General features: G+C 46.5%; 10 protein-coding genes, 1 pseudogene and 1 riboswitch. Of the genes and pseudogenes, 7 read left to right on the forward strand and 4 right to left on the reverse strand.

Annotated features, from left to right (window positions below):
* Positions 1 to 6 precede the first annotated feature (6 nt).
* The 3 genes from GC097_RS30415 to GC097_RS30425 form a co-directional block, all read right to left on the reverse strand.
* Complete coding sequence (locus GC097_RS30415) at positions 7 to 771, reverse strand: polysaccharide lyase family 7 protein (protein ID WP_171687002.1); 765 nt, start codon at positions 769 to 771, stop codon at positions 7 to 9.
* A 176-nt stretch (positions 772 to 947) separates the two neighbouring features.
* On the reverse strand, positions 948 to 2,246 hold the full coding sequence (locus tag GC097_RS30420) for an ABC transporter ATP-binding protein (protein ID WP_171687003.1): 1,299 nt from the start codon (positions 2,244 to 2,246) through the stop codon (positions 948 to 950).
* Between the two features lie 12 nt (positions 2,247 to 2,258).
* On the reverse strand, positions 2,259 to 3,986 hold the full coding sequence (locus GC097_RS30425; protein WP_246294546.1) for an ABC transporter permease: 1,728 nt from the start codon (positions 3,984 to 3,986) through the stop codon (positions 2,259 to 2,261).
* Positions 3,987 to 4,302: 316 nt separating this feature from the next.
* Positions 4,303 to 4,473: riboswitch (M-box (ykoK) riboswitch) on the reverse strand.
* Positions 4,474 to 4,585: 112 nt separating this feature from the next.
* Between GC097_RS30425 and GC097_RS30430 the strand changes: the two genes are divergently transcribed.
* Positions 4,586 to 4,987 carry an RrF2 family transcriptional regulator gene (locus GC097_RS30430; RefSeq protein ID WP_171687004.1) on the forward strand — a complete coding sequence of 134 codons (402 nt, stop codon included), beginning with the start codon at positions 4,586 to 4,588 and terminating at the stop codon, positions 4,985 to 4,987.
* A gap of 360 nt (positions 4,988 to 5,347) precedes the next feature.
* Positions 5,348 to 5,602 carry a PQ-loop domain-containing transporter gene (locus GC097_RS30435; protein ID WP_246294547.1) on the forward strand — a complete coding sequence of 85 codons (255 nt, stop codon included), beginning with the start codon at positions 5,348 to 5,350 and terminating at the stop codon, positions 5,600 to 5,602.
* 63 nt (positions 5,603 to 5,665) lie between these two features.
* Here the strand turns inward: GC097_RS30435 and GC097_RS30440 are convergent, their stop codons facing one another.
* Complete coding sequence (locus tag GC097_RS30440) at positions 5,666 to 6,112, reverse strand: GNAT family N-acetyltransferase (RefSeq protein WP_171687006.1); 447 nt, start codon at positions 6,110 to 6,112, stop codon at positions 5,666 to 5,668.
* Positions 6,113 to 6,312: 200 nt separating this feature from the next.
* On the opposite strand from GC097_RS30440, the gene GC097_RS30445 reads away from it, so the two are divergent.
* From GC097_RS30445 to GC097_RS30465, 5 genes and pseudogenes are all read left to right on the forward strand, one after another.
* On the forward strand, positions 6,313 to 6,633 hold the full coding sequence (locus GC097_RS30445; protein ID WP_171687007.1) for a hypothetical protein: 321 nt from the start codon (positions 6,313 to 6,315) through the stop codon (positions 6,631 to 6,633).
* The gene (locus tag GC097_RS30450) at positions 6,620 to 7,288 is read left to right on the forward strand and encodes a PspA/IM30 family protein (RefSeq protein ID WP_171687008.1); all 669 of its coding nucleotides are present in this window, start codon (positions 6,620 to 6,622) and stop codon (positions 7,286 to 7,288) included. The genes GC097_RS30445 and GC097_RS30450 overlap by 14 nt, the downstream gene beginning before the upstream one ends.
* A gap of 276 nt (positions 7,289 to 7,564) precedes the next feature.
* Positions 7,565 to 8,291, forward strand: a pseudogene (locus GC097_RS30455) (Rpn family recombination-promoting nuclease/putative transposase).
* Positions 8,292 to 8,709: 418 nt separating this feature from the next.
* Positions 8,710 to 11,187 carry a DUF4832 domain-containing protein gene (locus GC097_RS30460; protein WP_171687009.1) on the forward strand — a complete coding sequence of 826 codons (2,478 nt, stop codon included), beginning with the start codon at positions 8,710 to 8,712 and terminating at the stop codon, positions 11,185 to 11,187.
* A 15-nt stretch (positions 11,188 to 11,202) separates the two neighbouring features.
* Positions 11,203 to 12,926: DUF4832 domain-containing protein (locus GC097_RS30465; protein WP_171687010.1), on the forward strand; the 1,724-nt coding region annotated here is incomplete at its 3' end.

Here is a 12,926-nt window from a genome sequence, read left to right on the forward strand (position 1 = left end):
ATTCGTTTATTTATGTACTACACTGACGGAATAAAGCTCAACAATAGTATATGGCGTAGTGCTAACCGAACCTGATGTCGCAGTTTGATCGTAATTGCCGGCCTTGAAGTAGAAAGTTTTTCCTGAGAAGCTTGGTTTTTTAGAAAATACCTGCGTGCCATTGATTTTAACGGTCGCTACGCCACCGGAAAGCGACATTTCATAAGTGAATTTTGAACCTAGAGCAGCTTTGGTGCTTAAATCGGTGTAGGTACCGGCTCCTTTTGCCTCTTCATATAATAATTTGAAATTGCCTCCTTTGGAGTTGGGGGTTGCTTCATACTCCAATTCGACCAATGGTATTGAATCGGTACTGTTGAAAATTTGTCCAATCGTAGTTGAACCGCTCGAACCTCCGCCCTGTAATGTCACTGCTGCTGTATTCGTCATTGTGTTAGTTCCGGTCCAACTCCAAGCTGCATTGCTTCCGCCGGTTGTTTGTTCCCTCATCTCGGAACGGGGATGAGACGAGCCCGATGTTGTACTCCCAGTCTGAGGGTCCATGAACGCTTGGCCTCCGTCGGAAGCCGTATAGAAATATTTACTGGAATATCCCGAAACCAGTTGTGACGAACTAATCGTCGAGCCGTCCGGCTGCTGCAATGACCAAATATGGTAATCAATACTTGGTGCAGCACTTGCTAGCGACATCACAGAGACAGTCAACAAAGCGGTCAAACCAAGCGCAAAACCTACTTTTTTAGCCTTTCCTGGAGAAACAAATGTCATCATCCTCATCCTCTCTTTTGCAAGCGTTTACAAATATAACTTTAATCGAAATCCCAGCACTTTTGTTTCACAGTATTGCTCAAAAGTTATGTTGTATTGCTTACTTTGAGTGGAGGCAGCCGGTCTAAGTAGAGCGGCTGTCTCTTCTCAGTTAACGATTCCGAGGCTTGTGTCATTCATTATTCCGATGCAGCGGCTGTTTCGTGTTCAATATAGAGATATTTTGCTTTTTCGTCGTAGGCCAGCAATTCCGAATATCTTCCCCAATCAATCAAAATATCAAGTTGATGACCGGCCTCTTCTAATCCAAAATGTTTTTCGAAGATTTCCAGGAAAAATTCCCGTTCCATTTTGTTGTTCGATTTAGAATGCAGGATCCAGATAATCTTCTCGACCATAGGGACGTGCTGAAGCACCTGCTTTTTGAAGATATCTTTCCTGTCCAAAACACTTGCATCAGCAAAATGACGGCCAATTTCCGTTAATTCGATATCTCCATGCTGGATGCAGGCAAAACCGAGCATCTGAGCTGCTTCCACAATTGGCAAAAAGTCCTCCAAATTCAGGCTTAATTGATCCGCCAGTTTGTATAAATCGACCGTTTTGCCAAGATCATCAATCAACTCAATAAATCCTGTAAGCGCACCCGCAGGTACTTCTTGAACTTTTTCGATCTTTTTCTTCTGTTCTTCGACATGTTCATTATGCTTGATTTCACGTTTGGTCAATATGGAATAAATTTTATCAACAAGCCCTGTAAATTGCGTTTCTTGTTTGTCGCGCCAATGAGGCATAGGAATCACAATATCCGATATAACACGAGCCGGGTCTCGAGATAAGACAATCGCCCGATCGGACATATACACCGCTTCTTCAATACTGTGTGTGACCATAATGATTGATTTTGTAGGGATTTTTTTCTCTGTCCATAATTCAAGCAAGTCCCGCTTAAGGTTTTCCGCTGTTAACACGTCTAAGGCCGAAAAAGGCTCATCCATCAGCAGAATATCCGGTTCCATAACCAGTGCGCGGCCAATGCCGACACGTTGTTTCATACCGCCTGACAGTTCTTTGGGGTATGCGCCTTCGAATCCGTCGAGACCCACCATATCAATTATGGAGAGGGCTTTGCGCATTTTTTCAGTTTCCGTTAATGGTTTGTTTTCAAGCCCTAACTTTACGTTCTCAAGTACCGTAAGCCAAGGAAATAATGCAAAGGATTGAAACACCATCCCCACGCCCGGATTGGTTCCCTGTATTTCATGCCCGTTATACAAAACGGTACCTTGAGAAGGAGGCACAAGTCCGGCAATAATACGCAGCAGGGTAGATTTGCCCGAGCCGGAAGGTCCCAGAATGGATACAAACTCACCCTCTGCAATATTCAACTGTATATCTTCTAGAATGCTGACATTCATCGTATTGGGCATATCATAACGTTTGCTTACTTTTTGAAGTTGGATTAATGTATTTTTCATGATCAAACACCTCTATTCCAGATGATATTTTTTTTCTGAGATCGCGTACAGCTTACGCCAAACCAGCCGGTTTACAAGCACAACCATCAAACACATCACAATAATGCCCCAGATGATTTGCGGCCAATCTCCCTTTGTTGTTGCTTGGGCGATAAAAGAACCTAATCCAGATGCTTGTAAAGTGCTGTCTTTCCAAGATACAAGCTCGGAGACGATACTTGCGTTCCAGGCTCCTCCGCTTGCTGTAATACACCCTGTAACGAGAAACGGAAACACGCTCGGCAATATTAACTTCAACCATGTTTGTACCCGGGTCAATCGCAAAATCGACGCTGCCTCTTTCAAATCGGAAGGAATAGCCATCGCTCCGGCAATGACGTTAAACAAGATGTACCACTGGGTTCCCAACATCATGAGCGGAATAGAACCTATGTTCATACTTACTCCAAGCTTCAAGTACAGAATTGTAAACAAGGGGAATGCCATATTAGCCGGAAAAGAAGCTAGTACCTGAACAATGGGCTGAGCAATCCTTGAAAGTTTGGGATTCATACCGATCATGACGCCTACAGGAACCGTCCAGACGACAGCTAGAAGGGTTGATACGAATACGCGCAGTGCGGTTTTCATTCCGAGCACAACAACTCTAATTAATTCGCTCCATGACAGCTGTATGATTTCTAAAACGGCTTCATAGACATACTTGGCAACGAAGAGGATAACGATGATCCAAATGATCGAGGTCACACTTTTGGACACGAAAGACGACGGTTTCGGCCATTGGATGGAGGAACTCCTTTGTTTGAATCTGTTTGTTAAGTCGTGAAAGAAAATGGCAACGGTATGATTGACATAACGAATGAATCGCGCACGTTTTAAAATGTCATAAACCCAAGATTGCGGAACTTCCGCTGCTTCCGAGTGCTCGTTCTTAAACTTTTGTGCCCAAGCGACAAGCGGCCGCCAGAACAATTGGTCCACAAGACATATCATAATGACCATGGTAATTATTGAATATATAATGGCCCTTACATTCCCTTGGTCGGCAGCCATTGCCATATAGGAGCCGATTCCAGGCAAATGAATGTCTTGATTCAACACACTGATCGACTCGCTTGCCGCGAGAAAGAACCAGCCTCCGCCGAATGACATCATGCTGTTCCAAACTAATCCGATCATAGAAAAAGGCACTTCAAGCTTGGTAAAACGAGACCATACGCCGAGTCGATGAATACTGGCCGCTTCGTTTAGCGGGCGTGGAATCGTCGTAAGGGAATGATAAAAACTGAAAGTCATGTTCCATACTTGACCGGTAAAAATAGCAAAAATCGAAGCACATTCAACACCAAGCAGACTCCCTGGAAAGAGCGCCATGAACATCATCACAGTGGCTGAAAGAAACCCAAGCACCGGAACAGATTGTAAGATGTCTATCGCAGGAATCATGATTTTTTCAGCCATGCGGTTATATGCAGCGATACGCCCGTAGACAAATGTAAATAATAGTGAAGCCCCGAAGGCAATAAACATTCTGAGCAGCGATCGTCCCGCGTAATAAGGAAGCAGATGCGGGTCAAGGTTCATCGTCGGTTGATCGCTTTCGGATAAAGGAACTTCCATGCCGGCACCAAGATGGGCTGTTAAATAAAGAATAGATAAGAGCATGAGAATGACCATAACGTCGGCCAATCCGAATTTATATTTATTGCTAATATTGAGAAAACCGTTCCATTTCATCATGAAAACCCCCTTTGCAAATAAAAAGCTCTCCTCAGCATTGCATGAGGAGAGCGTAAACATTCCATTGTTCAGTTTGCAATCAGGTTCATCGGCTCGGCAAATGAACCCTTTGCAAAAAAGGGTTTGATTTGCTTACGGTTTGCTGAGGGCATACTGGTAGATGGAAATACGAATTCCGTGGCAGCAAAGCATTTTTTGATCTGTTCAACTGTCGCATTCGACTACTACTGTCCATTTCCAGTTTCCCCCCTTTGTACATATAATATGAAAGCCCCCCGGGATTGGTCCCAGGGGGCATAAGTTCACAATGAAATAAACCGGTTCCCCCTAGTCCAGTTTTAGCACTATACAACGTAAAGAGCGGTTGCTCTTAGCCACCTTATGAAAAGCCTTAATCCGGCAGTTCCTGTTCTACCCATTGGCATCTTTCGATATTTCCGGGCAGTGGCCTATGTTCGTATAGGAGCCTCACCTAACGAGGACATATTCAATTACATTGAAAGCTTACTCCCAAATACATTTATTTGTCAATGATGAAATTGATTTTTAGATGAGCTAAAGTTATTATGGATTCACATAATCTTTGATGGAGGTGCTGAATGAAGTATTCCCAGGCAACCGACTATGCGCTTCACGCGATGCTTTATCTGGTAACGTCAGCGCCCGATAAGCCTGTTGTTGGCGTGCAATTGCTGGCTGAGAAGCTAGGCGTTTCACAGACCTATCTATCCAAGTTGATGACCAAGCTTGTCAAGGCCGGACTGATTCAGTCCTCACCGGGCGCCAACGGCGGGTATCGCCTCAAGCACAAGCAGGAGGATATCTCCTTTCTCGATATCATTCGTGCGATCGAAGGGACAGCCTCTTTGTTCGAATGCAGCTTTAATCACGGAACCGAGTGTCTGATCCAGCAGGTTGTGATTGACGCGGAACGACAGATGGAGCAGTATCTGGAAAGCAAGAAAATAGCGGATTTGGCGAATGTACGGAAGATGGAGTAGGGGGAGGCGAAGCTTGCCTCTTTTTTCATGCAGGAGAGGAGAACTACAGGGCGCTATTTTGCTGGAAACAACCCTTTCGGCTAGGGGAAGGGAACTAGGGTCTGCTATTTCACCATTCCGAGCAGGGAGGTAAATCATTGTGGTGAAATAAGACCCTGTAGTTCTCCTCGGGCGCCCGAAATGCCACTTTTCCCCGAAATAAGGGAATGGAGTTCCCTTTGCTATACTCAATGCCCTCCTCACGCTCCAATGCATGCGATAAAAATACACTCGAATCCCCATTCCGACATATGATACGTGTAGAACAAAAAGCGGCATCATATAGAAATAAATGAGGTGCATTAGATGTTTTTTTCTGTCATGCAACTAATCGGCGGCGTTATTCTTTCATTGGGTTGGCTTCCTCAAATCATTCAAATTTTGAAAACGAAATCTGTAGCGGACTTAAGTTTAAAGGCGTATTTGCTTATGCTTTTAGGAATTAGCCTTATGGAAGCTTATGCAATAAGTTTGGCTGTCACGGGTGCCGGCTTAGCTTTTTTGATAACAAACACATTATCTTTATGCGTTGTGTTACTCGTTATCACTTTAATTTTAAAGTATCGATCGATCTAAAATGAGAAGGCAGCGGACCAAATTGGTTCTGCTGCTTTTTCCAGTACAGGGGATAACAAGAGCTTAGATAATTGAATAATTAACCCAATCCCCCTTCATGCTGCCCATTTTATCAAAAAAACGTTGAGCTCGTGTATTATCCGTACCCGTTATCCAAGACATGTGGGCAAATTCATGATCCTGCGTGTATTTTTGACATTCTAAAAACAGTTGTAATTCCACTTCTGTATCTCGGTATTGCTCAATAACAAAAAGGTCGTTCATTACGGTATATTTATCTGCTTTCATCGTGCTGAATGTAAAGAATAATGTGGCAAAACCAACTAACTTTCCGTTTTGTATTGCAACAAACTGTACGCCATTTTGCTTTTCTAAAAGCATCTGAATTAAATGATGAACTTTTTCAGTGGCGGGTCTGGGTTTCTTATAAAAACCAACGATGTATTCGTACATTAACTCGGTCAAACCGTCCAAATCATCAAGTTCAGCACTTCTTATGACAAGTGACATGATAGAGCCTCCCATTTTTTGATATGCATAAGTATACGGTATATTGTATTTTTATGCAATTCTATGATGTGCGTAAACTTATTTCAGCAGACTCTCAGTGAATGCTCAACCGTCCTTCAGTTGGCGTTAACAAACTTTTAAGAAACGGAGCCTATACTTCAACTTGTAAGAAAAAAACGAGAAGAGAGGTGGAGAAAAGCATGAGGCATGAAAATTCGGGAGGCCGGTTTGATGTCGGCAATCAGTTCCCAGGGGGATTTGCAGATGGTCATTATCATCACGGATTCCATGGTGGACCGATCCTTTTTATTGCATTTGGACTCTTACTTGTTATCATTGCCTGGGTATTTTGGAAGAATATCAAAAAAAGAAGAATGAACATAAACACTGTGGTTATGCCTGCGTTAACTATGGACGGGCATTCCGTCTTGTACCATGCGCCATCGTCGCAGCGAGCAGCGGCCTTGGACCAATGGGAACGAAACTTACTTAAGGAGGACAAGGAAAATGGGCATTTTTAAACGTATGAACGATATCGCTATGGCTAACATCCATGAGGTACTCGATAAAATGGAAAACCCGCTTAGTATGATTAAGCAATATATTAGAGAACTGGAAGAAAAGATCACCGAAGCGAAGCTTGCCTTATCCAATCAATTACTCGCAGAGCGGAAGTATGAAGTGATGATTACCGAGCTGAATCATCTTGTACATACGCGTATTCGACAAGCGAATATGGCGATTGACAGGAATGAGGAAGGAATTGCGCAGATGGCAGTGGAGGAGAAAGTGATCTGTGAGAGGAAGCTCGAGGCATGCCGAGAACAATATGAGACTGTGAAGCAGCAGACCTTGCTCTTAGAGGACCAGTTGAAAAAGTTGGTGGTGCTATATGGTGAACTACAAGACAAAAAGCTGCTCTACTTGTCCAGAGTAAACACAGCTCAAGCTATTCAAAACGCGAATAATACGATTTACTCGGTGAATGCCGAGAACATCCGGAAAAACTTCATTAGAATGGAGGAACAAATCTGGCACGTAGAAGCCAAGTCCGCAGCGGCACACAGGGTAAACCAAATGGTTGGCGCCACTACGATTAGCGCTCCGGATTTAGCCTTCAAAGAAGATGTTAGGCAGGAACTTGAGAGACTAAAGGAAGCTAGAAAAGTAATATAACAAGCTGAACCGATGAAATCCAACCGATGAATAAGAATAACGAAAACATTGCCCAATAAAAAAGGGCAGTGTTTTTTTAAGAAGAAAAGTACCTAAGACTGATGGCCGATGGCAATGATCATTCAAGGAATAAATTGGTTGCTGTTTGATCACACCGTACAGCGGCACACTAGCCGCGACAAACAGTAGGCGTCTTTCCCATCTGCGCTCTGCCTTTTTGTGGTATAATGGAAAGAGAAAAATCTCTGGCAATTGCAAGCCGTTGGAGTTGAAACGATGACTGAACTGTTGAAGCCGTCTGTCGATTTTGTATTCAAAAAAATTTTTGGCAGCGAAGAAAATAAAGATGAAGTGTTGCTCAATTTCCTGAATGAAGCGTTGCGGGAAACGGAGCCGAAGCCATTTGTCAGTCTGACGATACTTAATTCGAATATCGATAAAAATGCCTTGACCGATAAACAGTCTATTCTGGATATCCGAGCCAAAACCGAGGATGGCAAACAGGTGAATTTGGAGATCCAGGTGAGCAACAAGTACGATATGGCAAAGCGCAGTTTGTATTACTCGGCCAAAATGTACGAGGAGCAATTAGAGGAAGGCCAGCAGTACACGACCTTACAAAAAGTCATTTCGATCAATATCTTGACCTTCAGCTACATTCCAAATGATGTTCATTAACGGTACGAATCAGGATCGATGGGAGGAATTAGCGATGGAAACACCGGGTTTGAAAAAAGCGATGACGACATTGGAGTTTTTGAGCCAAGACAAAGAAGCGCGGATGCTGTATGAGATGCGGAAAAAAGCGCTGCTGGATGAGCAGTCTGCTTTAGACTATGTAAAGTCCAGGGGCAAAGAGGAAGGCAGGCAGGAAGGCAAGGCGGAAAGAGATAAAGAAATTGTGGCTAGCATGTTGCAAGAAGGTTTGTCGGTTTCCGTGATTTTGAGAATAACCGGCTTGTCCGAGGCGGAGATTGAGGCGTTAAATAAACAGTTGCATTAGCAGCATAAAATCCGCAACAAAAAAACCACATATCCATACTGTTTTCCGAAGAGGATCAGAGCTGCCGCTCGGTCTTCTTTTTTTTGCACTCATTTGATCACGAACCATAAGCAAAGATCGAGGCTTTAACTTTTTTACGTAATGTCTAAGAAAATTTTTGCGCAAATATTTGTTGATTACTCATTTTGAATGTCATATAATAGAGCCCATAGAGCACATCAGTCATAAGAATCGGCATCCAAGATCCCTCTCAACGGGATTTTTTTATTGGAGCATATTTTTTAAAGGAGGTGATGGAGAAGCAAGCAGATTTTGAGAAAGAGGTGGTGCCGGTCATTACTATACTTGTACAGCTAGAGAGGAGATCAAAATTATAAACGAAAGCGATTACAAAATTTGAATGATGGGGTGAAAAATGATGCTGAGAAGAAAAGTATGGGCAATGCTTCTTATTGCTGTCGTACTGTTTGGTGCACTGCCGGTAACGCAGGCATTCGGGGCAACATTCCAGTATACCGGTGATTCTGCGACCGCCTTTGCCAATCCGGAAAGGGGCTTCCATAATCGTTACGAGATTATCAATGACCCTGCCGTCAACGATTACGCAAGTGCGGCAACAAGCATCGCAGGCTTTAACCCGGATATGCTGGACCGGACGTTTGCGCGCGCCAAGCAAAACAGCAATACGCTCATCCATAGTTATATTCATTTGGATAAATACAAAAATCAGGACCTTCCCCAGGCTTTGCTCGACAATCTTAGCTCGGGCCTTGCCGCCATACGTCAGGCCGGGTTAAAAATCGTACTGCGGCCGGCATACGCCTGGTCCGAATCGCCGTCCGTCCCCGAAAGTCAAATTATACGCCACACCGAGCAGTTGGGCGCTATTTTTACAGCTAATGCCGATGTGATCAACCATCTCGAGGCCGGTTATCTTGGTCCTTGGGGCGAGTGGCATACTAGTTCTTTTACGGATCCTTTCAATCGAACACAGGCGGATACGCGCTATCGCATTATTAAGAGCATTCTGGGTACGACGCCTGCATCGATACCGGTCGTCATTCGTTATCCGATCTTTATCAAGGAAGTTTTGGAACTGCCGACTCCATCCGGAAGCAGCCCACTCACACAAGAGGAGAGGGACCGTATCGGATTCCATAACGATTGTTTTCTGTCTGATAGTGCGGATATGGGCACTTACGACAATAATTCCTGGATGGGCTGGTTCTATGTAGAGCAAAAGAAACAGTGGATGTACGACCTTGCGACCTCACCCGGAGCTAACAAAATGGTAGGCGGAGAAACTTGCGATTCCTCCGGATCCAACGACTCGGCAGGCGTGAACGTGCAGGCCGAAATGGGCAAATTGCATTTCACCGAAATTAATGAGGACTATGCGCAAGTAAACACCAACATCTGGAAAAATGCGAATCTGCCGTCAGCGGGCAACGATCCAGCCGAGACGGCATTTACGAGAATCAAACGGAAGTTGGGCTACCGGCTTAGCCTTGTTGACGCCACTTTTCCAACGTCGGCCAACGCCGGCGCAAGCTTCGCGTTCTCGGCCAATTTAAACAACGCCGGGTACGCCGGTCCGATTAAACCGAGGCCGGTCTTCCTTGTTTTCGATAACGGAACGAACCGTTTTAATGTTCAATTGAACAACATTGATGTGCGGCTGTGGAAAAGCGGCTCTGTGAATGTATCCACGCAGACCGTTACCCTTCCTTCCAACATGCCTGGTGGAACTTACAAGCTTGCGCTGTGGCTGCCGGATAACGGAAGCAGCCTGCGATCTCGGCCGGAATACTCGATCCGTTTGGCGAATCAGAACACCTGGGACGCTGCCACAGGGTATAACGTGTTGTCCAATTCGGTTGCCATAAACAGTGGTCCGCCGACCGCACCAGCTGCGCCGACGAACTTGGCGGCGACGGCCGGCAATGCGCAAGCGTCGCTGAGTTGGACCGCTTCCTCTGGCGCGACCAGCTACAACGTACTGCGCTCGACAACGAGCGGTTCGGGGTACGCCCAAGTCGCCAGCGGCATAACGGCGACATCGTATACAAACACGGGCCTGACTAACGGTACGACGTACTACTATGTCGTGCAAGCGGTCAATTCCGTGGGCACGAGCGGCAATTCCAACCAGGCGAGCGCGACGCCGGCAGCACCGACTTTACCGGCAGCGCCGACGAACTTGACGGCGACGGCCGGCAACGCACAGGTGGCTTTGAGTTGGACAGCATCGACCGGCGCGACCAGCTATAATGTGCTGCGATCGACGACAAGCGGTTCGGGATACGCCCAAGTCGCCAGCGGAGTGACGGCGGTGTCGTTCACGAACACGGGGCTGACCAACGGTACGACCTATTACTATGTTGTCCAAGCGGTCAATTCGGCGGGCACGAGCGGCAACTCCAATCAGGCGAGTGCGATGCCGGAGGTATCCACCGTAACGATCGATTCGTTCGCGAGTGCAACGAACTTCAACAATAAAGTGAACGACTTGGGCCAAAGCATCAGTTGGGTTATTGACAGCGCTTACTATGGTTCCGACAGTGGCGGCAATATTGTCCTTAACTCCAGCGGAGCGGGGCAATACTTCCAGGAAAACATCAACAGGAGTCTGGCCGGGAAAACGAATCTGGTGCTGCGGATGAGGGACTGGAATCCTTCCGACACATTAAAGCATTGGAACGTCGTGCTGAATGACGGAACGGATCATACCATCGGGCCGATCAGTAACTACGGAACGGCGGGAGGAAGCTACAGCGACATCACAATACCGCTCAGCGCTTTCGGGTCGTCGCTGGCCAACGCCAAATACATCAGACTCGTGCACAGTGACAGCACGTATGCGGTACTGCTCATTGACGCAATCAGCGTGAATTAAGAGGAGGTATTGTGGATGAGGAGAATGGTAAAAAGCAAATCCTACAAACAAATCGCAAAACGACAGCTTCTGTTTGTTCTGATATTCATTTTATTGACGAGCGTCATCCCTGCGGTTGTGAATGCGGCTCCCGCAGGACCGCATTCCACGCCGGTCAGTCCGTCGGCGGACCCGGCTCTGCAAAGTCACGCTTTAACTTATGCGCCCGGTCCGCTCGACAATCCGCTGAAAGGTTTCCTTCCTTTCTTCTTTTCGAAAACCGACTACGCCACCGGCTATCCGCACAGCATGGAATGGTCTTATTTTGCCCTGAGCGAGATCATGACCAACCCGTCCAATTGCGGTTCGTATAATTGGGCAATGATTGAGCAAGTGCTGGATGAGGTGGCTTCGCGCGGGAATCAGGCGGCCATCCGGCTCTACATGGAATATCCCGGCGGAACGGGCACTCATCCCGGAAACGGCATTCCTGCGTGCTTTAACGGAAATGTGACAATGCGTCAAAATACGTTCTGGGGGACGACAAGTCCGGATTATGACAGCCCGTTTTTGCTGCAGGCGCTATCGAATTTTATTAAAGCCTTCGGTGCGAAATATGATGGGGATCCCAGAATTTCATATGTCCATATGGGATTGATTGGGCTATGGGGAGAGTGGCATACCTGGCCGTTCGACAGGGATACCTCCGACGGTTATCCGAACCTTTTTCCGACGGACGCATCGATAAATACCGTCATTGACGCATATGACAATGCGTTCAACAAAACCAAACTTGTTATCAGATACCACAGTTTGGGCGGCGGGCATGCTGTACAGGCCAATATCGGTTTCGCCGACGATTCATGGCCTTACAAAGAATTCAGGTCGGGATCGACCGAGCCGAAAAGCATGACGCTGCCGGTTTCTATGGGAGGGTGGTCCGACGCTTTCCTGCAGCTTGCTCTGGATGTAGGTGGGGAAAACAGATGGATCAACCAGTCGATCGGCGGGGAAGCACGGCCTGAGATTCAAGGATCGATGTTCTCGAATTGGCCGACTGGCGGCGGGCAAGTATCCAACTTGCTGGATAGCATCGAGCTGACCCACATCTCTTGGATGATCAATCAGCAAGGCATTACCAGCTACAATAGCGGCGATACGAAAGTGGCCGAAGCGATACGCAAAATGGGCTACGAATTGTCCGTAAAAGAATCCTACTATAACAACGTAGGATCGGGAAGTCCGTTAAAAGTCGGGGTTCGCATCGAAAACAGAGGTGTGGCTCCGTTCCCGTATCCCTGGAAAGTGCTGATCGGATTGAAGGATTCCGGTGGAAACGTGGTACGGACGTGGGAGACGAACTGGGATTTGTCAAAAGTCCAACCGCTGCAAATCCGCACTTTCCCGGATTGGAATACTTCAAGCAGCTATTTGAATTTCGGCAGCCCCTATTATTTTGATTACAACGTCGGTAATCCTGGCGTGAACGGCAATTTCAATCTGGTTATGCGTGTAGTCAATCCGCTGGAAAGCGTCAGCGAAGCCGATGTAAGAGGCAGGGGCAGCATCGAATCGTGGCAACCATTCCTGCCGGCCAAGAAAGTTCGTTTTGCCAATGCGGAACAAAATACGGACGGTTGGATCAATTTGGGGCAAATCTCTATCGCCACCAATCCTACAGCGCCTGCGGCACCGACGAACCTGGCGGCGACAGCTGGCAACGCGCAAGTGTCGCTGAGCTGGACCGCCTCATCCGGTGC

This window comes from Paenibacillus planticolens (genome assembly GCF_013141725.1).
Classification (GTDB): Bacteria; Bacillota; Bacilli; order Paenibacillales; family NBRC-103111; genus Paenibacillus_E; species Paenibacillus_E planticolens.